This is a genomic window from Maribacter zhoushanensis (assembly GCF_029350975.1).
Lineage (GTDB): Bacteria > Bacteroidota > Bacteroidia > Flavobacteriales > Flavobacteriaceae > Maribacter > Maribacter zhoushanensis.
In genome coordinates this window covers 15,217-41,734 of sequence record NZ_JARKMR010000001.1, presented here as the reverse complement: position 1 = coordinate 41,734, position 26,518 = coordinate 15,217, and the positions used below count along the sequence as shown (strand labels likewise).

Genomic DNA, 26,518 nt, shown 5'->3' with positions numbered 1-26,518 from the left:
TTATTTTTTAATGTATACTGTTTTCTTGTTTACAAATTCTAATATTCCCTCTCTTGATAGTTCCCTGCCGTAACCGGATGCTTTTGTGCCACCGAAAGGAAGTCTAGGATCAGATTTTACCATATCGTTTATAAAAAATGCACCATCAGGTATGTTTGAAATTGTGTTCATTGCGGCATCTATATCTTCTGTGAATAACATACTACCTAGTCCTAATCTAGAATTTGCAGCTAAAGCAATAGCCTCTTCCCTATTTTTTGCTTTGGTAATTGCAGCAACGGGTCCAAAAGTTTCCTCTTTGAATACCGGCATATCTGTAGTTACTTCCGTTAGTATGGTGGGTGAAAAGTAGGCTCCGTTTCGCATGTTTCCTAAAACAACATTTGCGCCTTGTTTTATAGAATCGTTCACTTGCTTTTGTAGTTCTTCGGCTAAATCTTCACGAGCCATAACACCTATAAATGTTTCTTCGTTCATAGGGTCGCCACCTTTAAGCGACTTTACTTTTGCAGTAAATTTCTCTAAAAAAGAATCATATATATCTTCACAAACTATAAAGCGTTTGGCGGCAATACAACTTTGACCGGTGTTCTGCATACGTGCAGTTACCATTGTATCAATGTACTGATCTAAATCTGCATCTTCCCAAACAATGCAAGCGTTGTTTCCGCCAAGTTCAAGAACAGATTTTTTTAAGTTTTTACCTGCGGTACCTGCAATAGATTTTCCGGCTTTTTCACTTCCCGTTAATGTTACCGCTTTTATACCATCGTCTGCAATTAGCTTTTCTATTTCTTCATGTCCGGCTTTTAAACTTTGAAAACATCCTTCAGGGTAACCTGCATCCAAAAACAATTGTTCTATTGCCAAAGAGCATCCCGTAACATTTTGCGCGTGTTTTAAAAGGGCAGTATTTCCTGCTGTTAAAGTAGGCGCTGCAAAACGGATTACTTGCCAAAAAGGATAGTTCCAAGGCATTACCGCAAGAATGCATCCTAAAGGGTCATGACTTATAAAACTTTCATCCGCATCGGTATCTATTACTTCATCAGCCAAAAGGTCTTCGGCATTATGTGCATAGAAATCACACGCCCAAGCACATTTTTCAATTTCAGAAATACCCTGTGCATAGGGTTTTCCCATTTCTTGGGTCATCAGTTCAGCATATTCCTCTTTACGTTCTATTAGCAGTTCTGCAACGTTGGTGAGTAATGTGCACCTATCTTCAATTTCCATATTTGCCCAAGAGTCTTCAATGGTCAGGGCTTTTTTCAATTTTGCTTCAATATCTGCGTAGGTGTCCTTAGTATATGTATTTACAACGGCACCATTATAAGGGTTTGTGATTTTATAATTTTCCATAGTACAAATGTATAGGTAAGAAGGTTTCTCTGTTAATTCGTTTCATTTAATTCTTGACCCTTTTAAGCGATTGTTATAGTTAATATTAAAAGGTTTAGAGTTAAGCAATTGCGCTATTAAATATAACCTTTGTTGAAGACGATAAGCAATTATTGTCATTTATTAAAAGAAACGTTTAACCTTAAAAAAATAAAACATGAATAATAGTGGAAATACATTATTGGCAATTATTGCAGGTTCTGCCATTGGCGCGGCCTTAGGAATTCTTTATGCACCTGACAAGGGTGAGAATACTAGAAGACTAATTGCTGATCAAGCGGCTGCAACAAGAGATAATTTTGCAGACAGTGCAGTTGATTTAAAGAACAGAGTTGCGTCTAAAATGACCGACGAAAAACAAACGTTAGACACTAGAGTTGAATCTTTAGTATCAGACCTAAGCTATAAGACAGAAGATGTAATCTCTACTTTAGAGACGAAATTGGCAGAGTTAAAAACGAAGAATAAGAAACTGCAGAAAACAGTATAAATGGGAGTAATTGATTCACTTAACGAGACGTCTAACAAGGCTATTGATGTAGGGGAGGTTTACTATAAAAAAACCCAAGAATATTATAGGCTAAAAGTGTTTCAACAATTAACAATGACGACTGGTATGTTGCTAAAGATGGCAATTATTGGTGGTCTTGCATTCTTGGCACTTATATTTATTACAGTTGCCGGTGTTGTCTTCTTAGCTAATATTTTAGAGAGTATGGTAAGTGCTTGTCTAGTGGCCGGAGCCCTATTTATAGTATTGTTTATAGTAGCTTATATATTTAGAGGTAAGATAGATAACATGTTGGTAAAAAAGCTGTCAGATAAATTCTTTAATTAAATAGATATGTACAAAAATTTTGAGGAGGTAGAATTTAATTTAAAACGCTTAAAACTTGAGCGTGAAATTGCACTGGAAGAACTTAAGGGAATAAGGCAAGATGTACAGGAAGATTTGAGTCCCTATAATTGGTTGTCCACTGCGCTATCTGCTGCAAAGAAATTTGGTATGCTCTATTTGGTACGTAAAGTTGTTAAGTAGAATTAAAAAAAAATATAATATAAAACCACCTTTTAAAAGGTGGTTTTTTTATGTGCTAAAATGAAATGTGGTTAATTATTCTACCAACGGTTTTAAGTCAATATAAGAGTAGTTTATTTCACCAACGTGATCATATTCCGTAGCATTTTGTTTTAAAGAACCCCAATCAAACTGTGCATCTAGATTATTCTCTTTATAGTAATTTGTTAGACCGTCCGTTAAAAGTAGATATTCGCTTATTTTAATTTTGTTCTTCAATAGTTTATGAGCGATGATGAGGTCTTCACCAAAAAGCTTAATGCTATTGCCAACTTTGGTCAAAGCAATTTCTTTGCCGTAGTGTAAAATGATTTTTAGACCAAGTATATCTGGTATAGACGCTGCGTCTTTATTTGTTTTATACTTTTTTCTGAGTGTATCTAGCTCTTTATAAAACTCCGTGTAAAAACTTCTGCACTGGTCAATAAGATTTTCTAAACTAGGCATTTCTCCTGTTTTAAAGAAGAGTACGGCATCACCCTCTATCTCAGAAATTTTAAGTCCTATTTTATTGGTGTAGATGATTTGATTTAAAAGCGCAGGAATAATTTTTGAGCTCAGTTCAAAATCTGTTTCGCTCATAAATTCTGTAAATCCGCTTATGTCCGGTATACATAGTAACATAGGTTCTCCTTTCATAAGCTATGGATGTTTATTTATGGTAAGGTAGATAACTTTGACTATTATAAAGAATCCGTTTCACTAAAATACTACCACAATACGTTTTTAAAAGCTATGCTGTAAACCAATTATGACGTTTTTAGATTACAAAAGAAATGTATTGAACACCTAGCTGGGCGGTTCTTTTCTTAGCTTTGAATGATGCTGTATATTAAAAGCATGCACTAAAATTTCTGTTTTCAGCAGAGAGAAAAATTGATAAAGATCTATATATGAACTATTCAGAATTATTGGCAAGTGAGCCACATGATGTAGCTGCGCATATGCACTTAAAATATGTGAATAGAGATGCTTTAGCGATAAAGAGAATTAAGGAAAAAGATAAATTTCAATATCTACTAAAAAACAAACCACTTCATAAGAAATCTGAATTAACCAGAATAAAAAAACTAGTGATTCCCCCAGCATGGCAAGAGGTGAAAATTGCACCTATAGCCAATGCTCATTTACAAGCTGTTGGGTATGATTTAAAGCATAGGTTACAATACCGTTATCATGATTTATGGTTAAGGGTAAGAAACCGTACAAAGTTTTTAAGAATGGCCCATTTTGGTGAAGCCTTACCTACTATTCGTAAAAAGGTCGATGAAGATTTGCAGTTAGATGGTTGGCCCAAAGAAAAGGTACTGGCCTTAATTGTTAGGTTAATGGAAGAAACCCACATTCGTATTGGTAACAGGCAGTATGCAAAAAGAAACAAAACTTACGGTTTGTCTACTTTAAGAACAAGACATTTAAAAACAAGTAAGAATAAATTAAAATTTGAATTTACCGGTAAGAAAGGTAAAAAGCATAACATTACTCTTAACAATAGAAAATTGCGAAAATTGGTATTGCAATGCGAAGAGATTCCAGGATGGGACCTTTTTCAATTCTTTGATGAAGACGGCACTAAAACAAGTGTTGATAGTGGTATGGTCAATGAATATTTACAAGAGATTAGTGGAGACCTGTTTACTGCAAAAGATTTTAGAACCTGGTCAGGTACGTTGATTTTTTTTGAATCGCTTTTAGAAAATGAACCTACCATAGTTGAAAGTGAAATAAAGAAGAATACCATAAAAGCATTTGATGATACGGCAAAGGCTTTAGGTAATACTAGAAATGTATGTAAGAAGTATTACGTACATCCATTTGTAGTAAGTAAGTATGAAAAAAATGAACTGGATAAAACGTTTAAAAAGGTGGAAGCTACAAAAGCTACGGAATACCAAACTGCTGCAGAAAAAGTACTGATCGACTTAATAGCCGACTTTAATCCGCTAAAGAGTCTGTCTAAAAAGAATTAATCGTTTGGGTTCAAAAAATAAAGACTTAATCGGCACGTTCCACTTCGCTTTCGCTTTTTAAAACATGATCACCATCATCTTGTTTAATGTAAAGCGCTTTATCATCATCACTACCATTTCTGGTAACTTCATTTCCTTTAATTGTCTTTGTCGTTTTTGAAGTATATGTTTCTTCAACTTTACCTTTGGCAGTGCCATTGCCCCATGACCATTTTACAGCTGTACCTTTTCTAATCATAATGTATTTAATTATTGTTTGTGCTTTCCATCACTTCTAGTGTTTTGAGAACAAGTGATGGAAACTACCTATATAAATGTGCACAAACGTGAGAACTAATTTGATACTGCAAGTTCTAAAAACTGTGAGATTATTGTGTAGAATGACAAGTTTATTTTTAATCCTATACACCTGATTATTAACCCAATTCAAAGGAGTTAATGCTACTTTTTTTCAAGGCAATAAGAACCGATGATCACCTTTATATTTGACATCAAAACAATACAGATGTTAGATTTAATTGCAGGTATTTCAATAATGATGGGTTTAGGTTTTATAGGTTTAATGGTACGGGATTATTTGGTTGATAGTACATTAAATGAACTGGCCAAAGATGATGAAGATGCCATGTTTGAAATTGATATGGAGCATGTGCTTATGTATTCAAATAAATCTAAACTAAATGATGTAGACGAACTAAAAAGAAAATTGCAAGATTTTAAAAATAGAAATAAGTTTTATAAGATGTAATTGTGATTGTCATCTCTAAATAAAAAAATCACATCATTAAAATAAAATATAAAATGAGTACATACACAGAAGAAGTAGGAAATAAATTAAACGAACTTTTAGAAAAAACATATGATGCCGAAAAAGGATTTAAGAAGGCAGCAGAGAATACGGAGAATATGCCGTTAAGATCGTTTTTTGAAACAAAGGCAAAGCAACGTTACGATTTTGGTCATGAACTAAAATCAGAAATTAAGACATTTGGTCAAGAAATCGATAAAGGAGATAGCATGACCGGTAAGGCTCATAGAGCATGGATGGATGTAAAAGCTTTATTTGCTTTAGATAATGCAGAGGCTATGTTAGAGGAGGCAATTAGAGGAGAAAAAGCTGCCATTGAAGAGTATGATGATGTTTTAGAAGACACTTCATTACCATCAACTACTGCATCCATTTTAAGAAGTCAAAAAGAGGCTATTGAAAACGGACTTTCAAATATTAAAATGTTGGAAGACATTAGATAATATCATTGTTATATGAATTAAAAAAGAGGCTATTTATAGCCTCTTTTTTTTGTGCTAAATATTAGGAAAATTGCTCTTTTTTAATGCGTTATATTTTTAAGTTTCTGCAATAAGAGGACTATGGTTATTTGCCGAACTTTATGTTTAAAGCAAAAGATTGATATGTATTTTAAAATTTCAAATACAGCAAAAATGAAGGAGATAGAACAAGAGGTAAATGCTTTGTTCAAGTATCCAGATTTATATAGCCCACAAGTAGTTATTAGTGGCTTAACAGAGGTTTCTATACCTATAATCACCATGAAAGAGCCTAATGAGGTCAATTTGGCAATTTGGGGTTTGTTGCCCAGTAGTTTTAATGATGATTGGGAGCAATTTCAAAGATTGACCAATACCCTGACCATACCTGGAGATAAATTGGAAATGGACATGTGGTATGATGATTCTTTTAAGAATAGAAGGTGTATAATACCCGTAACAGGTTTTTTTACGTCCCTACTTAAGAACGGAGAAATTTACCCCTACCATATAAGCAGCAAGAATGATAAACTTCTATATCTGGCTGGTATATATACTACATTAGAAGACGGGTTTATGACCTGTTCTCTATTAACAGGACCACTTGAGAACGAAGTAGTTCGTTACCAGAATTTAGTGGATTATATGCCTGTGCTAATTGATCGGGAAGATAAATACGATTGGTTTTCTGCTGATACAGAACTGAACCGTATAAATGAAATAATACAGCCGCCACATAGTACAGATTTAGAAATAAGACCAATTGCCAGAAATCTTTTTAATCAAGATATTTCATATGATAGCATGTTAACGCCCTATGAATATCCAGAACGTTAAAAATAGCATTATGTCCTCTTAGAAAAAGGTATTTAATACCTGTCTAGTTTCAATATATTGAAGTCATTAGGGTGAAACTATATATTGGGTAGATGAGTCAATAATCTCATTTTTACAACAAACCACTCTCTGTTAAAAACCTCATTTTTGTAACGTCAGGTTAGATAAGCTACGTAATAAGTGGCAGACCTTAATTCCTGAAAATTAAAATATTAACCTAATTATTAAAATCTATATTATGAAGAAATCGTTATTAATGATAGTATTTGCATTTGCCACAATGAGCATTGCAACTAGCTGTAGAGAAGAAAAAACTACAGGAGAGAAAATTGAAGAAGGAATAGATGATGTTGGAGATGAAATCGAAGATGGAGCTGACGAAGTTGAAGACGCGGTAGATGATGCTACTGATGACAACTAGAAATATAATATTGCTATGAAAAGAAAAGCCAGGTAGTTCGCTACCTGGCTTTTTTATTTGTAAAGTATTTTCAATCTTTCTTACCGTTACCCGTTAGCACGCTTAATAAACCATCTTGCAGATTGATCCATAAGTAATTAAAAAATGATTTGTGCCTTACTCGTTCTGCAGAAATGTCGCCGTACCTATACCCGTCAGCATCTGTTTTAGAGCCATCGTTGACAAATAGATTTCCAATAAAAGAAAGAATTTTTTTAACGCCGTTTCGCTCTTTGTTCAAGACTTGAAATTTAAAATCTTCGTAGCTCATTTTTATATCACCGGTAGAAGTATATTCATCTCCAGAAATGGTAAAATAGAGTTGGTCTATGGTACCTGTTGTCTTTGTCCTAAGATTAGGTACTAGAAATTCATTTAAGTTGGCTGTGTTGAAATTTGATAGTCCGCCAGAAATAAGAAAAGTACTTCTTGGGTCATACACATTGAACTGCCAATCTAGATGAAATTTACCGGCACCCATTAGATTGGAATCTAGATTAATTTTTAAAGGATCTTCACTTTCAATATTAGAGAGGTTACTAATGGCAACGTTTAAATTTTCAAAACTTAAAGCTCCGGCAGATGCATCATTTGGAATATCTTCCTCGTACACAATTGCTCCTTTTTCAATGAAAACAGAGTCAATTGCGACTTTAAAGGGCAGTTTTTGTAATAATTTGCCATAAAGTGGTTTATTTCTAAAATTTTCTAATCTAGATTTATCCCTATATATTTCTAAATTAGGTTCAGATAGAAGTAGTTCTTTAAAATTAATATGAAGAGAATCGTTTGTTGCCAAATAATTATGATTGTCAACTTTTAACAACGGAATAAACAAATCAATATGGTCTCTTTCATACCTTATTTTTTTACTTAATTCTGACTTAGAGTAAATAGTTGCAAGAGAAATATTATTGATGTCAATAGTGGAGTTATTGACTACCATAGATTTCATTTTTAACCTTTCAAATTCACCTAATGGAGCATTAAAATTTAGAATATCAATATGGTAAGAACCAAAGGTGAAAGGAACATATTTTTTAATGATATCTGGGTCTGTAACTACATTTTTTAGGGAGAGATTAATTTCATCTATTGCAATTAATTTTATCGCTTCGTCATCATCCCAAATTTCAACAACACCAGATTCAAATATAAGTTCTTCAACAAATATTTCTTTCAATAAATTAATAGGGTTGCTTTTGTTGGCATCGTCATTACCTGTGTTGTCAGGGCACGTTTTAAAGTTGAGATGAGGTTTGCTAAGTGTTAGGTTTTTAATGAAGATAGAATTCTGAAATAGAATTTGCCAATAACTAAAGCCTTTTATAGAAAGCTCATCTGCATTGACCTTTATCTCACATGAAGAGGTTTGTTTCCCAAAACTTACAACGGCAACGTCTGTAAAGGAGATATCTCCATGTAGTAGACTAATAGTAAGGTCATCGTATGAAAAGTCTACATGGTTAGGTACTTTTCGTTCTAGAAAACTAATAACCTCTTTCTTCATCTTCCATTCGGCAAGCATATAGCCGCCAATGCAGATAATAAATAATAGCAGAATCCATTTTAAAATCTTTGACATAAGGTAATAGTTAGAAAGTAATTTGAGGTATAGACACCCTATGCACAGAAGTAAACCTTATAGGGTCATAAGGCTTTTATTTATACGGCTTTTCTATACCTGCACTATCAGGATCCATGTATTGCTTAAAGTCTGATGCACTTGTAAGTTCAATGAATTCTTTTCCTTTGATTACTATGGCATTCTTTAGAAAGCTAGGGTTCTTGTTCAAAATTTTCAACCAACCGTCATCATCAAGATTAACCGTGTCTTCACCATAGGCATCCTTAAAATCTGGGTGGTCTGTGTTGACCAGGTCGGAAATGTTTTTGTTGAGACCATCGGCTAATTCTGCCCATTGGGTACCGGTTACATTTGTTTTAGAAATGTCTATTGTTAAATGTTCTTTACCAGAAGACGTTACGTAAGCATTTAACTGTTTACCTATTGAGTTTTCCGAACTGTAATATAATGTTATCTGTTTTTTATCCATAGCAATTACTCCCATCACTTTTTTTTAAAAGTACTCACAACTAGAGGGAGTAATTAACTCGTTTACTACTAAAAGTATCTTGATTAGGTTTTTAAGCCAAAGGGTGGGTTTATTTATGGTATATTGATGATAAACAACAAATAAGGTGGTAAATACAATTTTTTGGCTTGCTTATATAGCAGTGACTCTGTGGAGTATTGTCAATATAATTTTTAATGGATCTAAGGCAACTAAGATGATTAGTTGGTCTTTGTCTGTTATTATATTTCCCTTTTTAGGACCACTACTATATTACCTATTTGGTATTAACAGAAGAAAATTTAAACTCTTTAAGTTAAAGCAGACCGAAAAAAGAAGATTGTATTCGGAAACCCATAAAGAACTAGAGGGCGGCGAACAAAGTGTGCATGAGTTTGATGATTATAAGCATGATAAACTTGCGACGCTTATTAGAAAAAACAGTTTTTTCGCACCATATGACGGTAATAAAATTACCTTATTAAATGATGGGGAAGAAGCATTCGGAGCCATATTTAAAGCAATAGAAGAAGCTAAAGATTTTATACATCTTCAATATTATATTTTAGAGGAAGGCATGTTGCTAAACAAGTTTCATGACCTATTTGCTAAAAAAGTAAAAGAAGGGGTAGAAATTAGAATGTTGTATGATTCTTTTGGTAGCAATTCTATGCGTGGCAAAAGGGTAAAACGTTTTAAAGATTTAGGGGTTAAAGCCTATTCTACAATGCCCATCCGGTTCGGTAATCTGTTGTTTACCCTTAATTATAGAAATCATAGAAAAATTATCATAATAGACGGTAAAGTTGGTTTCACAGGCGGATTCAATGTATCAGATAAATACATGAAACCTGTATCTGAACTAGGTGTTTGGCAAGACTTACATCTTAAAATTGAAGGTCCTGCGGTCAACAGTCTACAACGGGTTTTTGTGAAAGACTATCATTTTGCGGGAAAGGAAGAATTGCTGTTACAAGATAAGTACTTTCCAAAAGTAGAACCTATGGGCAATACGGTAGCACAAATAATCTCCAGTGGTCCAGATTCTAAGTTCCCGGCTATTATGCAGCAATATCTGGCTATGATCAATATAGCAACTAAGAGTATTTGTATAGCCAATCCTTATTTTATTCCTGGAGAACCGGTATTGGAAGCTATTAGAATTGCAGCTTTAAGCGGAGTTGAGGTAACCTTGTTAACACCTAAAATATCAGATTCATTACTAGCTCAATACAGTATGTTTTCCACATTTGAAGCTTTGTTGGAGGTTGGTGCCAATATTTACTTGAGACCAGATTTTTCTCATAGTAAGGTAATAATTATAGATGGCGAAGTAGTCTCTGTAGGTTCAGGTAATTTTGATTATCGAAGTTTTGAGCACAACTTTGAAACCAATGCTATTTTGTATGACAAAGAAAAAGCATCGCATATAGAAAAGCTCTTTACAAGACATTGTACAGACGATGCAAAAGTAGATTTAGAAAAGTTTAGAAAGAGATCACCGTTCAGTAAATTTTTAGAAGGTCTCGCCAAATTCTTTAGTCCGCTATTGTGATGAAATTTATATATAAAATCAAAATAAATTATTTAATCTTAATACTACTAAGTTACCCTATGGTTGCATCTGCACAACATATAATTCCTGAAGAAATAACGGAAGAAGCAAAAATTGCGCTTTCTCATTATCCTGAACTTTCCAATACCAAGATTGAATTCAAGTTTAAGAAGGATATAAAGAAGTCTACCATGCAGGCACAACCATCATTTTGGAGTGTCTTTAAATCTAAAAAAAATAGGTCCTATTTTATTTTGATAAGTGAAAGGATAAAGATTGCAGATTCTGTGTATTACACAAAAGATATACCTTCAGAAATTATGATTGGGTGGTTGGGTCATGAACTAGGTCATGTGATGGACTACCAGCAACGTGGAGGGTTAAATTTAATTGGTTTTGGATTTAAATACATTACCTCAGAAAATTATATACGAGAGGCTGAACGCCGTGCAGATTCTTTTGCCGTTACACATGGTATGGAAACCTATATTCTTGCCACCAAAGAATTTATTTTAAAAGAGGCAGGGTTAACACAAGCATATGTAGACCGTATTAAAAACCTGTACTTATCTCCAGAAGAAATTATGTTATTGGTTGAAGAAAGAGATGCGTTAAGTCAAGGTAAATAGGGGCTTAATTGTGCTTATTTACAAAAGCTTCCCATTCGGCAAACTTTTCTTCTTTCATTACTCGTTCCATTTTTACTTGTCCGCCTTTCTTTTTGTTACTATCGTTCCAATCGTAAAACACATCAGGATTAATAGTAAAAACCTTCACTCCTTTTAGAGCTTTAGACCTTGCAACCTTATAATTTTTATTGGAAGCTTTTAAAGATTCATCTAGCTTGTTAGCTATTTCTTTTGGGTCTTGGGTAGCATTGGTTCCTAAATACCACGTATGATAAAATCCGTCTTCATACTTCTTTGCACAAAGCGTGTATTCAGGTATTTCAATATCAAAAGTCTCCATGATGTCTTGTAGTGCATCATCCAGTTTATTGACAGATAACTGAGAGCCGACAGTATTTAAGAAGAATTTTGTACGCCCAGTAATTTTAATTTCGGCACGTTCTACATCGGTAAACTCAATAGTATCACCAATTAAATATCGCCATGCGCCACTCACCGTGCTAATAATAAGTACGTAGTTCTGACCCGTTTCAACCTCAGATAATGTTAGTGAAGGAGCATCTTGAGAAAGAGAACCATCTTCTAAAATATAATCAGGATTAAAGGGAACAAACTCAAAGTAGATTCCGTTATCGGTTACCAATTTCATGGCATCGGTTTCTGGTCTAGCTTGAAAAGCGATAAACCCCTCAGATGCCAAATAGGTATCAATTACTGTAACAGGTTTCCCCATTAAAGCATTAAAACTCTTTTCATAGGGACCAAATGCCACTCCGCCAGAAGTGTACACCTGAAGGTTGGGCCATATTTCATGAATATTATTCAAGTTATGTTTTTTGATGACCTCTTTCAGCATTAACTCGATCCAAGAGGGAATTCCACTAAGAGCACCAATATCCCAATCGGCAGCTTTTTCGGCAATTTTTGCAACACGCTCGTCCCAGTCATCAATTTTTGCTATTTCTTTTCCGGGTTTGTAGTAACCGCTAAACCAAGACGGAATGTTACTGGCGCTAATACCGCTGATCTCACCTTCTAAATGGTCATCATTTTCAACCAAATCTGTAGAACTGCCCAGCATTAGAATACCCGTTTCAAAGAAATCTGCCGGAAGGTCAAAATTTGATATTGCCAATACCTGCTTAATACCTGCTTGTCTAATAGCATCTATCATAGCATCGGTAACCGGTATACGTTTGCTTGTCTTGCCCGTAGTACCAGAACTCAATGCAAAATAATCTGGACTGCCAGGCCATGTAACATCGGTTTGGTCTTCATGTAATTTATGCCACCATTTTTCATTAATTTGATTGTAGTCGAAATATGGCACCGTATCACGAAATGCTTGTTGAGGATTATCATTTTCTAGAATACGTTCAAATTCATAGGCTTTACCAAAAGAAGTCTCTTTTGCGGTTTCTAAAAGGTTTTGAAGAACAGCTTTTTGATCTTCAATTGGGTTATCATCACCAGTAATTTTGTCGGTAATATCGATGACACCTTTTATAAAATTTCCTATGATATTCATGTGTAACGGTATTTTAGGTTAGTATCGCTAAATTACTGGTTACGTGGGGTAAAGATTAACCCTAATCTGAAATATGTGGACTTTATTGGGTTGAGGTGTTTAGAGACAATATTGAAATTTGGAATTTCATTTTATATGAATTTCTAGAAAGCTTATTCATTTTGAAAATCTTTTCTTATTTCCAATTCCATTTCTAATTGCTCCGACCAAAATCCGTTTTGTTTTATAATTTTAGAATCTGCTAATAATAGTTCCGATTTTAGGGCTTCAAATTGTTCGTCAGAAAAATTAGAATTCATATATGCGTCTTCTCCGTTTTCATTTTGAACTCTTTCAATGAATTTGCTGTAAGCAATTAAGGAGTCGGTCATTGAGCTAAAATTTGAGTTGAAAGGTTTAGAGGAGAAATAATCTTCATGATCAAGAAATTCTATTCGATCCTCTAATTCAGTATTTACGACAATGGGGTCTCCGTCACTGCAACTTCCAATAACTATGTACTTATCAAATTCAGGCTCTAAGAACTCATAAATTTTTGTCAGTTTATGAATTCCCTGGTATAAATCATCTGAATCTGTAACGAAACTAAGGAATGGAGCAGCACTTTGTGGAAGTCCAGCAGTGTTTAGAAATTGGATAGAGGCATCACTCAATCCAAGCCCATTTAACCTATTTATACTAATAGGGTTAAGCTTTTCTTCATTAGAAGTCCATAATTTTTTAAACTCTTCTGGTTTCATTTACAAGCGTATTGAGAATAATTAAACTAAACTTAAAAATACAATCTTTAACTAAGCAAAATAAGCACAACTCCCGCAGAAATTTACACCAAAATAATTCTATTAATTGAATTTGTTTCTTTCGTAATCTATTCTGTTCCTACTATTCGAATATTGCCACATTTTGCATGCGATATCCAAACCTTAGATGACACAAAATTGTATCTCAATAGCATTTCCCAAGTTTCATTGTGGTATCTATAAAGTTCGGTGTAACCTTCACCTTTACATCGCTGGTTTTCCAAAATTGAAATTTTAGCATATTTATGGTCTTTTGAAAATATAGGTTTAGAAATTTGGAAGTATATATTCTCTTCATCATTAATTTTCTCGTCAATTTCCCAAGCTTTGACCAGTTCTTGGTTAAGCTTTTTATTTTTCCAAATCTTATTTTTATTCCAAAGCATTTTTTTCTTTACTACTATAGTATGGAGTTTTTTATTACTTAAAATACTATCGTATTTCCCGGATTTAATATTATATTTTACAAAAATGATACTCTTTCCTAGAGGTGGAGAAAATCTTTTATACTTATCTCTTGACAGATATTTGACATTTTTTAAAGAGTAGTTTGTCCAATCTATTGTTTCCTCATTTGATCTATATATCAAGTCTAATGGAAAATTATTGTCTAACAATTTTAATTCTCGTATTTGAAATTTTTGAAGCGAATCTTTAATAATAGGATCTTCTAAACCTTCTTTAAATAATAAGTAGTACTCAAAGTCTTTCGGGAAATCATGATCAATAATACTTTCAACTAAACTTGTAGTCATCGGATCTTGACCGAATATATTTAGGACAGAAAAAATCGAAAGTATTAAAATGTAATTTTTCATCTAGTATCGAAAAAGGTCTTTAAAATTGATTTTCACACCAAAATAACTCAAACCTAAAGATACAACACTAACTAAGCATAATCAGCACAGCACCAACAGCGGTTAAAACCAATATCATTTTTCTAAAAAATGCTTCTTTAATATGCTTTATAAAGCGAATGCCTACAAAGAAACCTAAGAGTATACCAGGTAAAAGCATCAGGTTTAGAGTTAGTGATTCTAGTGTAATAGTTTTCCAAACGAAAAAGTGAAAGGGAAGTTTAATGATATTCACAATCAAAAATAACCAAGCAGCAGTACCAATAAATTGATTTTTGGGCAACCGCATGGCTAAAAAGTAAATGTTAGAGAATGCTCCGGCTAAATTTCCTACCATGGTGGTAATACCCGCAATAGTACCAATAGCTCCGGCAAACGTCCAGTGAGAAGGCACGTTTTTGTCTTTTTTACGATCCCAATAAAACATCATGGCTACGGTAATGATAATTATGATTGCCATGCCTATTTTAAAAAACTTCTCGGGTAATTCATTTCCAATAAAAACACCAATGAGCAAGCCAAAAAGCATCCATGGTAGTACTTTAAAAACATACTTCCACTGTGTATATCGATTGTAATAGATTACGGCAAAAATATCCGCAAGAACAAGAAGCGGTACTACCATGCCTGTTGACTGTCTTGCGCCAAATGCCAAAGCCATTATCGTTACGTTTAAAACGGCAATCCCTTTAATGCCAGCTTTAGATAATCCTATGATAAAAGTTGCAATAGACGCCAAGATCCATGCGGTTGGGGTAATTTCAGTAGTTATTGATAGAAGCACGTGGTACGTTTAGCGTATTAGATATTAAAATGTCCTAAAATAATATATCTTTAACAATCAACCTAAAACCAACTTATGGAACTCAGTACGTTAGACTATACTTTTATTATAGTTTTCTTTTCCCTTGTCTTAGGCATAGGGTTTTATGTATCAAAAACATCAGGTAAAAATTCATCAGAGTTTTTTCTATCGGGTCGTACAATGCCATGGTGGCTTTTAGGGCTTTCAATGGTGGCAACCACATTTTCAACAGATACACCCAATTTGGTAACTGATTTGGTAAGGACACAAGGTGTTTCTGGAAACTGGGGTTGGTGGTGTATGCTTTTAACAGGTATGTTAACTGTTTTTATTTATGCTAAACTTTGGCGTAAGTCTAATGTTAAAACAGATTTAGAGTTTTATGAGTTACGTTATGGTGGTAAACCGGCAAGCTTTCTTAGAAAATTTAGAGCTGTTTATTTGGGAGTAATATTTAATGTAATTACGATGTCGGCCGTTAATTTGGCAGCTATAAAAATTGGTGGAATTATGCTTGGTTTGGAACCAGAAGAAACAATCATAGGAGCTGGATTAATTACTGTGGCTTTTAGTGCTTTGGGTGGCTTTAAGGGTGTTGTTTATACAGATTTCTTGCTGTTTTTTGTGGCTATGGCAGGTGCTATCGGAGCTGCGTATTACTTGGTTAATATTCCTGAAGTTGGCGGGTTGGAAGCAATGCTATCAAATGAATTAGTTATCTCCAAAATGAATATTTTACCTGATTTTAATGATACTGATTTATTAATTACCCTATTAGTAATTCCTTTAGCTATACAATGGTGGAGTTCATGGTACCCTGGAGGAGAACCTGGAGGTGGTGGTTACATTGCGCAACGTATGTTGGCGGCAAAAGATGAAAACCATGCAATTGGAGCTACTTTTTTCTTTAATATAATGCATTATGCTTTACGTCCATGGCCGTGGATATTGGTAGCTTTAGCTTCATTAGTGGTGTATCCGGATATTGCTAGTATCGCAGAGGCATTTCCCAATGTTCCAGAAGATAAACTTGGTAATGACTTGGCGTATTCTGCTATGTTAACCAAACTTCCTAGCGGATTACTTGGAGTTGTATTAGCCTCTTTAGTTGCTGCGTATATGAGTACTATTTCTACTCAGTTAAATTGGGGGTCTTCTTATTTGGTTTTTGATTTTTATAAGCAACAGATAAATCCAAAAGCTACTGAGAAGCAAATGGTTATGGTTGGTCGGTTATCAACGGTATTATTAATGGTATTAAGTGCGTTTTTGGCTTTAAAAATGAAGAATGCAGAAGAAATTTTTAAGCTGTTAATTTTATTTGGTTCAGGAACAGGTTTGATTTTTATCTTAAGATGGTTTTGGTGGAGAATAAATGCATGGACTGAAATTTCAGCAATGTTTGCTTCAGGAATTTTATCAATTTTATTAAAAACAACATTTTTAGGGTCTATGCTATTTGCTGCAGATACTGGGATATTTCCTAGTTGGGGTGAGGTTCCTTTTGTAATGGTTGTTACCACAATTATATGGTTAATAGCCACATTTGTAACTAAACCGGAATCAAATGAAGTACTACGTTCATTTTACATTAAGATTCAACCTGGTGGTCCTGGATGGAAAAAGGTGGTTCAAGATGCTAAGCAAGATGATATTGAAATAAATACGGGAGAAAAGTGGAGTGTTCCTTCAGGACTAACAGCAATGGTTTTAGGAGTGATTTTGGTGTATTCTATGATGTTTGCTACCGGTTATTGGATTTATGGTCGTACTTCAGATGCTTTAATTTTAAGTGGCGTTGCTATATTTTCTGCAATATTATTGATAATGACATGGAATAAAATGAAAAGAAACATACTATAATGGCGAGATATGAAAAAGGAAAGGATTTTATCGGTCGATATTTTTAGGGGAGCAACCATACTGTTAATGGTCTTGGTAAATACACCGGGAACTTGGTCTAATGTGTATGCCCCTTTCTTGCATGCCGATTGGCATGGCTATACACCTACCGATTTAGTTTTTCCGTTCTTCTTATTTATAGTGGGTACATCAATTGCATTCTCTTATAAAAATAGAACTGTAGATGTAGCTGCCTATAAAAAGATAGCCATTAGAGCATTGAAGTTAATTGCCTTGGGTCTTTTCTTAGGAGCATTTCTTATTCATTTTCCGTTCTTTAAAAGTTTCAGTGATATTCGTTTTCCTGGGGTATTGCAACGAATAGGCGTGGTATTCTTCTTCGCAGCAATTTTGTTCATCAACTTGAATTGGAAACAGTTGATTTGGGTGACAGCGATATTATTAATAGGCTATTGGTTGTTGATGACATTTGTTCCTGTGGAAGGTGTGACATCTACATTAGAACGGGCACCAAATAATCTAGCCAATTGGATAGATGTAAAAGTTTTTGGTTCTCATAATTACAAAGCAGATTATGACCCAGAAGGATTATTAAGTACTATGCCTTCTATTGCAAGCTCCTTATTAGGAGTTTTTACAGGTCTCATTTTAACCAGTAAACAAGAAAAGAAAGCCACCATTTTAATGGGTTTAGGAGGTAGTCTTTTAATCATTGGTCACATTTGGGATATATTCTTTCCCATCAACAAAGCACTATGGACAAGTAGTTTCGTTTTAGTAACCGCAGGTTGGGCAAATCTTATTTTAGCCTTGATTTATTATTTGACAGACATAAAGAAAATAGAGTTCGGGTCTGTGTTTAGATATGCAGGAGCAAATGCAATCGTTATTTATTTTTTATCTAGTTTTATAAGTAAGGTAATGGGTCAAATACAAATTGGCAACACCTCATTACACGGGTGGTTGTTCCAAAAAGTATATGTCCATGATTTTTTGGCACTAGAAACATCATCTTTATTATACGGATTAAGTGTAGTGTTGTTTTATAGCTTGGTTGGCTATATTCTATATCAGAAAAAGATATTTATAAAGGTGTAGCGGCTTATTTCGCCATCAATTTAGCAACATACTTCCCAATAACATCAAACTCCAGATTTACAATAGTACCTGGTTTGTAAGTGTTAAATCTTGTATGTTCATAGGTGTAAGGTATAATCGCTACTTCAAAAGTGTTCTTACTAGAATTTACTACAGTTAAACTTGTACCGTCAATAGTAATAGAACCTTTCTCAATAGTAGGGTTACCGGTTGCGGCATCATAGGTAAATGAGAAAATCCAACTTCCATTATCTTCCTTTACACTTGTACACTGGCCTGTTTGATCTACATGACCTTGCACAATATGTCCGTCTAAACGAGACCCTAAGATCATGGCACGTTCCAAGTTTACAACATCATTGGCTTTAAGCGTGTTTAAGTTGGTTTTATTCAGTGTTTCTGCAATAGCGGTTACCGTGTAAGTAGTATCGGTAAGACTTACAACCGTAAGGCAAACACCGTTATGCGCCACACTTTGATCTATTTTAAGTTCAGGGGTTAAGCTAGATTCTATGGTGATATCTAAGTTTCCGCCTTTAGCTTCAAGAGAAGTAACCTTACCTAATGTTTCAATAATTCCCGTAAACATGTGTCGTTTAATTTAAGTAATTTTGTCCTTTAATATGTGTCCCAATATTTAAATTAGGACGACCACTATGCTTCTCCTTTTGGAAAGTGAAAACCAAGTTTAAGGTTTTAAGTGGGGTTACAAAGGTACAGATTATCATGGAGGAAAATAGGAAAATAAGGTTAGGCATCTCAATAGGAGACTTAAACGGAATAGGATGTGAAGTTGCATTAAAGACATTCCAAGACAGCAGAATGTTAGACTTCTGTACTCCTGTTATTTTTGCTTCAAATAAAACAGTTTCCTTTCAAATGAAGCAGTTGAAACTTAATGTTGTTTTCAACGGTATACCAGATGCGTCAAAAGCAATAGATAATAAGGTCAATATTGTAAATGTTTGGAAAGAGGTGCCTAGAGTAGATTTTGGACAAGCGACTAAAGCCGGTGGTGAATATGCTATAAAATCTTTACGAGCAGCGGTAGATGCATTGAAGAAAGGAGATATAGATGTATTGGTAACGGCACCGATCAATAAGAATAATATTCAGTCAGACGAATTTAAATTCCCGGGGCATACAGACTTTTTAGCTCAAGAGCTAGATGGTGAAAGTTTAATGTTTATGGTAACAGATACCTTAAAGGTTGGTTTGTTAACAGATCATGTAGCGGTAAAAGATGTTTCTGCAGCTATAATACCAAGACTGATACGCGATAAGATCAATACCATTGAAAAATCATTGAAGATGGATTTTGGTATTCGCAAACCAAAAATAGCGTTGTTGGGTATAAATCCACATAGTGGAGATAATGGCGTAATTGGTAAAGAAGACGATGAGGTAATGAAGCCGGTTATAAAAGAAATGGCAAATATGGGTCATTTAGTATATGGTCCGTACTCCGCAGATAGCTTTTTTGGCTCAGACGGTTATAAAAAGTTCGATGCAATTTTGGCGGCATACCATGATCAAGGTCTAATTCCGTTTAAAACAATATCATTTGGTCAAGGAGTAAATTTTACGGCAGGGTTAAGTAAGGTGAGAACATCGCCAGATCATGGAACTGCCTATGAAATAGCAGGAAAAGGCGTGGCAGACGAGAGTTCGTTCAAAGAAGCGGTCTTCATGGCACTGAAGATTTTTAAGAACAGAACCGAGTATGAAGAGCTGACCAAAGACGTATTAAAAAAGCAACGTTTAAAGAGAGAACGTTAAAATTTAGTCCGATTAAAAAGTTATAAAGATAAATAGTTGATAACTATTGTCTTTTATCAAAATTATAGTATCTTTGCACCCGCCTTTTGTGGGCGATTAGTGTTAATTTAAGTGTGTACGTGATGAAGCAAAAGGAGTTCAATATTCCTTTCTCAGGATTGAAGCAAGGAAAACACAACTTTAATTACCAGATTGACAATACGTTCTTTGATTCTTTTGGATATGATGAGTTCAATGCTACCAACATCAATTTAGATGTAGTACTTCATAAAACAAGTACAATGATGGAGGTTGATATGGAAGCATCTGGAACAGTGAATGTTGATTGTGACATTACCAGTGAACCGTATGATCAAGCTGTAAGCGGCGATTTACATTTAGTGGTAAAGTTTGGTGAAGAGTATAATGACGAGAATGATGAAATATTGATTCTTCCTCATAACGAACACCAATTGAATATTGCGCAATACGTGTATGAAATGCTAGTATTGGCAGTTCCGCAAAAAAGAATTCATCCTGGTATTGAAGATGGCACTTTAGAATCTGAAGTGTTAGACAGGTTAAAGGAGCTTCAACCAAAAGAGAAAAGATCAGATAAAGAAGAAAACGATCCCAGATGGGATGAATTAAAGAAGTTATTAACGGATAAATAAGGTTTAAATGGCACATCCTAAAAGAAAAATTTCCAAAACAAGGAGAGACAAAAGAAGAACACATTATAAAGCAGTAGCACCAACATTGGCTACCGATTCTACAACTGGCGAGACTCACCTATTTCACAGAGCTCACTGGCATGAAGGAAAATTACATTATAGAGGTCAAGTTTTGGTTGACAAAACTGAAGAAGCAGAAGCTTAAGACCTTTTTACATTATACTATGCTCCCACTTCATTTGAAGTAGGGAGTTTTTTTTAGCCCAATTTGTATTTTAGGACCTTGTTACTCAGATAAATTAAAGAATAACACAGGTGTGGCTATTAATTGCAATTTTTCAAAAACCCGATAACTTTACCCAAAAAGTCGTTGAAAATCACTAATTTTCATGACTTTTGACAGGTTTTTTAAGTTTTTTACAAGAAAGCAAATAAAGTATGACCAAAATTACAGCAGCTATTACCGCGGTAGGAGGCTACGTTCCCCAGTTTGTAATGACCAACAAAATGCTTGAGGATTTGGTTGAAACCAATGACGAATGGATCACTACCAGAACAGGGATTAAGGAAAGAAGGGTACTAAAGAAGGAAGAGGGAGAAGGTACGTCGTATTTAGCCATTAAAGCGGCACAGGACCTCATGGAAAAGAAGGGGCTAAAAGCTTCTGAAATAGACCTTGTAATAGTTGCAACGGCAACACCGGATAGTATGGTTGCTTCTACGGCAGCTTTCGTTGCTTCAGAGATAGGAGCGGTCAATGCTTTTGCCTATGATTTATTAGCGGCATGTTCAAGTTTTCTTTTTGGCATGTCATCGGCTGCCGGTCATATAGAAACCGGTAGATATAAAAAAGTACTACTTATAGGTGCGGATAAAATGTCATCTATTATTGATTATACAGACCGTACAACATGTATCATTTTTGGAGATGGTGCCGGTGCAGTTCTTTTTGAACCAAATACTGAAGGTCTTGGCTTTCAAGATGAGTATTTAAGGGCAGACGGTAGCGGTAGACAATATTTGGGCATGGAAGGTGGCGGTTCTTTAATGCCGGCTACTATAGAGAGTGTTACCAATAAAAAACATTTTATTTTTCAAGAAGGAAAAACGGTATTCAAATTTGCCGTATCCAACATGGCAGATGTAGCGGCGAAGATTATGGATAGAAATGATCTTACCGAGTCAGATGTTGACTGGTTGGTACCACATCAGGCCAATAAGCGTATTATAGACGCTACGGCAAAAAGAATGGGTGTAGATGATTCTAAAGTGTTAATGAATATTCAGCGCTACGGTAATACCACTTCGGCAACGTTACCACTATTATTGTTCGATTACGAAAAACAGCTTAAAAAAGGAGATAACCTTGTATTTGCAGCCTTTGGTGGCGGCTTTACTTGGGGTTCCATTTACCTTAAATGGGCTTATTAACTAACAACAACTACCAATTATAACTTAGAAAATATGGATATTAAAGAAATTCAAAGCCTTATCAAGTTTGTTGCCAAGTCTGGCGCTAGCGAGGTAAAACTGGAAACGGATGATATTAAAATCACCATTCGTACTGGAAGCTTAACTGGTAATTCTGAACCTACTTATGTACATACTATGCCTATGGCTCAGCCAGCGGTACAGGCTCCAGTAGCAGCAGCACCTGCGGCGGCAACTGAAGCGGCTGCACCTGCAGCACCTGCTGCTGAGGCTGAAGATGATAAGTACATTACTATAAAGTCTCCTATTATTGGAACTTTCTATAGAAAGCCTTCTCCGGATAAACCTGTTTTTGTTGAGGTAGGGCAAACTATTGGTACAGGAGATGTACTTTGTGTTATTGAAGCAATGAAATTGTTCAACGACATAGAATCAGAAGTATCAGGTAAGATCGTTAAGATTTTGGTAGATGATTCTTCTCCGGTAGAGTTTGATCAACCATTATTTTTGGTAGATCCTTCTTAACTAAATTTTGAGTAGTAATTGTTAGATGCCGTTTTATACGGTATGTAAGAATGTTGTAGAACCTAGAACTTAAAATTTAAAAGATGTTTAAAAAAATACTGATTGCCAATAGGGGAGAAATCGCGTTGCGTGTTATCCGTACCTGTAAAGAAATGGGTATTAAAACGGTAGCTGTATATAGTAAGGCAGATGAAGAAAGTTTACATGTGCGTTTTGCAGATGAAGCTGTATGTATTGGTCCTGCTGCTAGTAGCGAATCCTATTTAAAGATCCCAAATATAATTGCGGCTGCAGAGATTACAAATGCAGATGCTATTCACCCAGGCTATGGTTTTCTTTCAGAAAATTCAAAGTTCTCGCGTATTTGTGCAGAGCATGATATAAAATTCATTGGTGCCTCTGGTGATCAAATAGACAAAATGGGTGATAAGGCTACGGCCAAAGAAACCATGAAAGAAGCTGGTGTACCTTGTGTACCTGGTTCAGAAGGTCTATTGAAAGATGTTGCGGATGCCAAGAAGATAGCTAAGAAAATGGGCTATCCGGTAATGATCAAAGCTACTGCCGGTGGTGGTGGTAAAGGTATGCGTGCCGTATTCTCGGAAGACAAAATGGAAGAACTTTTTGATAGCGCCGTAAATGAAGCAACCGCTGCTTTTGGTAATGGCGGTATGTATATGGAAAAGCTAATTGAGGAGCCACGTCATATTGAAATTCAAATTGTTGGTGATCAATTCGGTAAAGCATGTCACTTATCAGAAAGAGATTGTTCTGTACAACGTCGTCACCAAAAGTTGACAGAGGAGACTCCGTCACCTTTCATGACAGATAAGTTAAGAGAGCAAATGGGTGAAGCTGCGGTTAAAGCTGCAGAATACATAAAATACGAAGGTGCAGGTACCATAGAATTTTTAGTAGATAAGCACCGTAAGTTCTATTTTATGGAAATGAATACCCGTATTCAGGTAGAGCACCCAATTACAGAGCAGGTTATTGATTATGATTTAATTCGTGAGCAAATACTTGTAGCCGCAGGTGTGCCTATTTCAGGTAAAAACTACCTTCCAAAATTACATTCTATTGAGTGTAGAATTAATGCGGAAGATCCTTATAACAACTTTAGACCATCGCCAGGTAAGATTACAACTTTACACACACCAGGTGGTCATGGGGTACGTATGGATACGCACGTTTATAGTGGGTACAGTATTCCTCCAAATTATGATTCTATGATCGCTAAGTTGATTACTACCGCCCAAACAAGGGAAGAGGCAATCAACAAAATGAAGCGAGCTTTAGATGAATTCGTAATTGAGGGAATAAAAACGACTATTCCTTTCCACAGGCAGTTGATGGACCATCCAGATTATTTGGCTGGTAATTATACAACAGCATTTATGGATGATTGGGAAATGGATCCTCAACCAGAAAATTAATAACGAACTCCAACAGCAATGTTGGAGTTTTTTTATGTCCTTATTTTAGATTGGTTTTTCTATCTTATAATCCAATTAAAATACATCTATGAATTTAAGTTACTGGGAACGAAAATCGTGGTTTTCTAATATCGATTTTACTATTGTTGGTAGTGGTATTGTTGGTTTAAATTGTGTTTTAGAATTAAGGAGAAAGCATCCGAAGGCACGAATTCTTGTGTTGGAAAAAGGAAAACTTCCGCAAGGCGCCAGCACTAAAAATGCAGGGTTTGCTTGTTTTGGTAGTATTTCTGAAATCTTATCCGACCTAAAAACACATTCAGAACAAGAGGTTTTGCAATTGGTACAAGATCGGTTTAATGGGATACAATCGCTTCGTACTCTTTTGGGCGATAATGTAATCGAGTATCAGAACAATGGAGGGCATGAATTGTTCTTGAATCAAGATGTAGAGCTCTATGAGAGATGTTTTAGTGAATTGAAATTTGTAAATGAACTACTGCAACCTGTTTTTAAAAACGATGCATTTAAGGTTGTGCCAGACAGGTTTAATTTCAAAGGAATAAACAAAAACTATATTTCTCAGGTTTTTGAAGGGCAAATAGATACTGGTAAGATGATGCGTTCCCTAGTGCAATTAGCACAGCAAGACGGTATTACCATTTTAAATTCAACACAAGCACAATCTTTTGAAGATACAGGTACAGAAGTAACGGTCAAAACCGATGAATTGCAATTTGTAACAAAGAAACTATTGATAGCAACAAATGGCTTTGCTGCTCAATTACTATCAGAAGATGTTAAACCTGCAAGAGCTCAGGTATTGATTACAAAACCTATTAAAAATCTTCATATAAAAGGTACATTCCATCTAGAAGAAGGTTATTATTATTTCCGCAATATTGATAATCGAATTCTGTTGGGTGGTGGTCGTAATTTGGATTTTAAAACGGAAGAAACAGCTGAATTTGGCAATACCGTTTTAGTGGAAAACAAACTAAAAGAATTATTGGAAACAGTTATTTTACCAGAGCAGCCTTTTGAAATAGATTATAGCTGGAGTGGCATAATGGGTGTGGGTCAACTGAAGAAACCCATTGTAAAGCAAGTATCTGATAATGTGGTATGCGGTGTTCGTTTGGGCGGTATGGGTATTGCTATTGGTAGCACAATTGGCAAAAATCTAGCCGGTTTAGTTGGTTGAAGCATCTACCGTTTATCTTAATTTTTAAATTCTTATTGTAAAGATGGGCTTACTCTTGTTTTTATTTCTAAATTGTATATCCCCTCAGATTATCTATTACCTAAAATGCACTTAAAAATTCACCTTAGAACAGTGATTTTTTAAGATGATGTGTAATAGCATGTATACTATATGAAAACATTGATTAGAAGAATTACTTCGGTTACTCTTATAGCCGCAGCAGCAATAATAGGTCTTAATAGTTGTGGTTTATCTAAAACCCATTATCAGCGAGAATATGCAAAAGTTTGGAAAGAATATCTTAAGAGTGAGGCTTGGAAGCAATCGCTAATAACCGATAACACCTATGCCAAAGATGATTTGTACGCTAGTGCGGATTCTGAGACGGCTTTAGCCGATGATAACAATATGGAATCTGGATTCCATTCTAAGTATGAATCTTTAGTGTCTAGAGCTTATTTTAAAATCATTACCGAAGCGGAAAAAGCAGATGCACAGATTACGGCAGATTATCAGTTGCTAAATGATAGTGGCGCAACCGAAAAGGTAGATAAGAAAAAGATACAAGCAGTTACCAACCGATACGAAGCACATAAGGCGATGTTAAGCGGATTAAAATCTTGGAATATTTTTAGTGATGATCGCTCTGGTGATTTAGACTATTTTAAAGCTGAACATGAAATTGAGATTCAAAACATGATTAATGGAGGGGAAAGTGATACTCAAATTGTAAATTACTTAATTTATAAACTGGCAGATCTATATCACATTGAAGGAAATTGAATCACTTGATATTTTAAAAAAAGAGGCTTACGACTTTTGTGTACTTTTTGTGAACGATAGGTTGACAAGAATACAGAATCAAATAAAAGAATTGGAGCTTGCATTAACCTCAGAGACAAAGAGTAGTGCTGGCGATAAGCATGAAACCGGTCGTGCCATGATTCAGCTAGAGCGAGAAAAACTAGGTCAACAGTTGGCAGAACTTGAAAAAACCCAACAGCTACTTTCAAAAGTACCAAAAGACAGAAATGCCCCAACGGTAGGTTTAGGTAGCTTGGTTGTTACAGATGCCTTCATCTATTACATAGCTATATCGGCAGGGGAGTTTAAAAGTAAGCCTAAGTCGGTCTACTGCATTTCTGCCGCAACACCCATTGGAAAGTTAGTTTTTGGAAAATCAGTAGGCGATGTTTTTAGTTTTAATGGTAAGGAGATAACTATAAATAGTATTAAATAATGTTCTGTTAAATTTATTTTATTTG

At 35.0% G+C, this 26,518-nt stretch carries 31 protein-coding genes; 21 read left to right on the top strand and 10 right to left on the bottom strand.

The genetic code is table 11. The features are described from left to right. Positions 1-1,362 (bottom strand): NAD-dependent succinate-semialdehyde dehydrogenase, encoded by a 1,362-nt coding sequence (locus PXD56_RS00235; protein WP_276491352.1) that lies wholly within the window; start codon positions 1,360-1,362, stop codon positions 1-3. 196 nt (positions 1,363-1,558) lie between these two features. Between PXD56_RS00235 and PXD56_RS00230 the strand changes: the two genes are divergently transcribed. From PXD56_RS00230 to PXD56_RS00220, 3 genes are read left to right on the top strand one after another with little or no spacing between them, the layout of a single operon-like run. Continuing rightward, a complete protein-coding gene (locus tag PXD56_RS00230; RefSeq protein ID WP_276491351.1) occupies positions 1,559-1,891 on the top strand; it encodes a YtxH domain-containing protein in 333 nt (110 codons plus the stop codon). Next, positions 1,892-2,239, top strand: coding sequence for a hypothetical protein (locus PXD56_RS00225; RefSeq protein WP_276491350.1), 348 nt, complete (start codon positions 1,892-1,894; stop codon positions 2,237-2,239). A 6-nt stretch (positions 2,240-2,245) separates the two neighbouring features. Next, positions 2,246-2,440 carry a hypothetical protein gene (locus PXD56_RS00220; RefSeq protein ID WP_276491349.1) on the top strand — a complete coding sequence of 65 codons (195 nt, stop codon included), beginning with the start codon at positions 2,246-2,248 and terminating at the stop codon, positions 2,438-2,440. A 75-nt stretch (positions 2,441-2,515) separates the two neighbouring features. Here the strand turns inward: PXD56_RS00220 and PXD56_RS00215 are convergent, their stop codons facing one another. Next, a complete protein-coding gene (locus PXD56_RS00215; RefSeq protein ID WP_276491348.1) occupies positions 2,516-3,118 on the bottom strand; it encodes a DUF2652 domain-containing protein in 603 nt (200 codons plus the stop codon). A 254-nt stretch (positions 3,119-3,372) separates the two neighbouring features. On the opposite strand from PXD56_RS00215, the gene PXD56_RS00210 reads away from it, so the two are divergent. After that, positions 3,373-4,449, top strand: coding sequence for a DNA topoisomerase IB (locus PXD56_RS00210; protein ID WP_276491347.1), 1,077 nt, complete (start codon positions 3,373-3,375; stop codon positions 4,447-4,449). Between the two features lie 25 nt (positions 4,450-4,474). On the opposite strand, the gene PXD56_RS00205 is transcribed toward PXD56_RS00210, so the two are convergent. Further along, positions 4,475-4,687 carry a hypervirulence associated TUDOR domain-containing protein gene (locus PXD56_RS00205; RefSeq protein ID WP_276491346.1) on the bottom strand — a complete coding sequence of 71 codons (213 nt, stop codon included), beginning with the start codon at positions 4,685-4,687 and terminating at the stop codon, positions 4,475-4,477. Positions 4,688-4,954: 267 nt separating this feature from the next. On the opposite strand from PXD56_RS00205, the gene PXD56_RS00200 reads away from it, so the two are divergent. The 4 genes from PXD56_RS00200 (at position 4,955) to PXD56_RS00185 (ending at position 6,976) form a co-directional block, all read left to right on the top strand. Beyond that, complete coding sequence (locus PXD56_RS00200) at positions 4,955-5,197, top strand: hypothetical protein (protein ID WP_276491345.1); 243 nt, start codon at positions 4,955-4,957, stop codon at positions 5,195-5,197. 53 nt (positions 5,198-5,250) lie between these two features. Further along, the gene (locus tag PXD56_RS00195; protein ID WP_276491344.1) at positions 5,251-5,700 is read left to right on the top strand and encodes a ferritin-like domain-containing protein; all 450 of its coding nucleotides are present in this window, start codon (positions 5,251-5,253) and stop codon (positions 5,698-5,700) included. 120 nt (positions 5,701-5,820) lie between these two features. Beyond that, positions 5,821-6,555, top strand: coding sequence for an SOS response-associated peptidase (locus PXD56_RS00190; RefSeq protein ID WP_338088428.1), 735 nt, complete (start codon positions 5,821-5,823; stop codon positions 6,553-6,555). 238 nt (positions 6,556-6,793) lie between these two features. Next, positions 6,794-6,976 (top strand): hypothetical protein, encoded by a 183-nt coding sequence (locus PXD56_RS00185; RefSeq protein ID WP_276491342.1) that lies wholly within the window; start codon positions 6,794-6,796, stop codon positions 6,974-6,976. Positions 6,977-7,046: 70 nt separating this feature from the next. Here the strand turns inward: PXD56_RS00185 and PXD56_RS00180 are convergent, their stop codons facing one another. Together PXD56_RS00180 and PXD56_RS00175 are read right to left on the bottom strand one after the other, a co-directional pair. Then, positions 7,047-8,600 (bottom strand): AsmA family protein, encoded by a 1,554-nt coding sequence (locus tag PXD56_RS00180; protein ID WP_276491341.1) that lies wholly within the window; start codon positions 8,598-8,600, stop codon positions 7,047-7,049. Positions 8,601-8,676: 76 nt separating this feature from the next. Beyond that, positions 8,677-9,087 carry an arsenate reductase family protein gene (locus PXD56_RS00175; RefSeq protein ID WP_276491340.1) on the bottom strand — a complete coding sequence of 137 codons (411 nt, stop codon included), beginning with the start codon at positions 9,085-9,087 and terminating at the stop codon, positions 8,677-8,679. A gap of 130 nt (positions 9,088-9,217) precedes the next feature. On the opposite strand from PXD56_RS00175, the gene cls reads away from it, so the two are divergent. Both cls and PXD56_RS00165 read left to right on the top strand, forming a co-directional pair. Further along, positions 9,218-10,645 (top strand): cardiolipin synthase, encoded by a 1,428-nt coding sequence (cls, locus tag PXD56_RS00170; RefSeq protein WP_276491339.1) that lies wholly within the window; start codon positions 9,218-9,220, stop codon positions 10,643-10,645. Further along, positions 10,645-11,274, top strand: a complete 630-nt coding sequence (locus PXD56_RS00165) for a hypothetical protein (protein ID WP_420828433.1) — start codon at positions 10,645-10,647, stop codon at positions 11,272-11,274. The genes cls and PXD56_RS00165 overlap by 1 nt, the downstream gene beginning before the upstream one ends. Positions 11,275-11,278: 4 nt before the next feature. On the opposite strand, the gene PXD56_RS00160 is transcribed toward PXD56_RS00165, so the two are convergent. From PXD56_RS00160 to PXD56_RS00145, 4 genes are all read right to left on the bottom strand, one after another. Then, positions 11,279-12,802: a GH3 family acyl-acid amido synthetase gene (locus PXD56_RS00160; protein WP_276491338.1), complete on the bottom strand. Its 1,524-nt coding sequence runs from the start codon at positions 12,800-12,802 to the stop codon at positions 11,279-11,281. 152 nt (positions 12,803-12,954) lie between these two features. Then, positions 12,955-13,542: an SUKH-4 family immunity protein gene (locus tag PXD56_RS00155; protein ID WP_276491337.1), complete on the bottom strand. Its 588-nt coding sequence runs from the start codon at positions 13,540-13,542 to the stop codon at positions 12,955-12,957. Positions 13,543-13,670: 128 nt separating this feature from the next. Further along, positions 13,671-14,420: a hypothetical protein gene (locus PXD56_RS00150; protein ID WP_276491336.1), complete on the bottom strand. Its 750-nt coding sequence runs from the start codon at positions 14,418-14,420 to the stop codon at positions 13,671-13,673. 67 nt (positions 14,421-14,487) lie between these two features. Further along, on the bottom strand, positions 14,488-15,243 hold the full coding sequence (locus PXD56_RS00145; protein WP_276491335.1) for a sulfite exporter TauE/SafE family protein: 756 nt from the start codon (positions 15,241-15,243) through the stop codon (positions 14,488-14,490). Positions 15,244-15,318: 75 nt separating this feature from the next. Here PXD56_RS00145 and PXD56_RS00140 point away from each other — a divergent pair, with 75 nt between their 5' ends. Both PXD56_RS00140 and PXD56_RS00135 read left to right on the top strand, forming a co-directional pair. Continuing rightward, positions 15,319-17,127 carry a sodium:solute symporter family protein gene (locus PXD56_RS00140; RefSeq protein ID WP_276491334.1) on the top strand — a complete coding sequence of 603 codons (1,809 nt, stop codon included), beginning with the start codon at positions 15,319-15,321 and terminating at the stop codon, positions 17,125-17,127. A 9-nt stretch (positions 17,128-17,136) separates the two neighbouring features. Next, positions 17,137-18,225 (top strand): acyltransferase family protein, encoded by a 1,089-nt coding sequence (locus PXD56_RS00135; protein ID WP_276491333.1) that lies wholly within the window; start codon positions 17,137-17,139, stop codon positions 18,223-18,225. Between the two features lie 4 nt (positions 18,226-18,229). Here the strand turns inward: PXD56_RS00135 and PXD56_RS00130 are convergent, their stop codons facing one another. Next, on the bottom strand, positions 18,230-18,814 hold the full coding sequence (locus PXD56_RS00130; protein ID WP_276491332.1) for a riboflavin synthase: 585 nt from the start codon (positions 18,812-18,814) through the stop codon (positions 18,230-18,232). 137 nt (positions 18,815-18,951) lie between these two features. Here PXD56_RS00130 and pdxA point away from each other — a divergent pair, with 137 nt between their 5' ends. The 9 genes from pdxA to PXD56_RS00085 all read left to right on the top strand — a co-directional run bounded on the left by pdxA (position 18,952) and on the right by PXD56_RS00085 (position 26,493). Then, entirely contained in the window at positions 18,952-20,004 is a 1,053-nt protein-coding gene (gene pdxA / locus PXD56_RS00125; protein WP_276491331.1) for a 4-hydroxythreonine-4-phosphate dehydrogenase PdxA, read from the top strand. 122 nt (positions 20,005-20,126) lie between these two features. After that, positions 20,127-20,657, top strand: a complete 531-nt coding sequence (locus PXD56_RS00120) for a YceD family protein (protein WP_276491330.1) — start codon at positions 20,127-20,129, stop codon at positions 20,655-20,657. A gap of 7 nt (positions 20,658-20,664) precedes the next feature. Continuing rightward, positions 20,665-20,862 carry a 50S ribosomal protein L32 gene (gene rpmF / locus PXD56_RS00115; RefSeq protein ID WP_027065618.1) on the top strand — a complete coding sequence of 66 codons (198 nt, stop codon included), beginning with the start codon at positions 20,665-20,667 and terminating at the stop codon, positions 20,860-20,862. A 233-nt stretch (positions 20,863-21,095) separates the two neighbouring features. Next, complete coding sequence (locus PXD56_RS00110; RefSeq protein WP_276491329.1) at positions 21,096-22,088, top strand: beta-ketoacyl-ACP synthase III; 993 nt, start codon at positions 21,096-21,098, stop codon at positions 22,086-22,088. 33 nt (positions 22,089-22,121) lie between these two features. After that, positions 22,122-22,613 (top strand): acetyl-CoA carboxylase biotin carboxyl carrier protein, encoded by a 492-nt coding sequence (accB, locus tag PXD56_RS00105; RefSeq protein WP_276491328.1) that lies wholly within the window; start codon positions 22,122-22,124, stop codon positions 22,611-22,613. An 83-nt stretch (positions 22,614-22,696) separates the two neighbouring features. Beyond that, a complete protein-coding gene (gene accC, locus PXD56_RS00100) occupies positions 22,697-24,049 on the top strand; it encodes an acetyl-CoA carboxylase biotin carboxylase subunit (RefSeq protein ID WP_276491327.1) in 1,353 nt (450 codons plus the stop codon). A gap of 88 nt (positions 24,050-24,137) precedes the next feature. Beyond that, the gene (locus tag PXD56_RS00095; RefSeq protein WP_276491326.1) at positions 24,138-25,253 is read left to right on the top strand and encodes an NAD(P)/FAD-dependent oxidoreductase; all 1,116 of its coding nucleotides are present in this window, start codon (positions 24,138-24,140) and stop codon (positions 25,251-25,253) included. A gap of 171 nt (positions 25,254-25,424) precedes the next feature. Next, complete coding sequence (locus tag PXD56_RS00090) at positions 25,425-26,036, top strand: hypothetical protein (protein ID WP_276491325.1); 612 nt, start codon at positions 25,425-25,427, stop codon at positions 26,034-26,036. Further along, complete coding sequence (locus tag PXD56_RS00085) at positions 26,023-26,493, top strand: 3-oxoacyl-ACP synthase (protein WP_338088427.1); 471 nt, start codon at positions 26,023-26,025, stop codon at positions 26,491-26,493. Before PXD56_RS00090 ends, PXD56_RS00085 begins: the two co-directional genes overlap by 14 nt. The last annotated feature ends 25 nt before the right edge of the window (positions 26,494-26,518 follow it).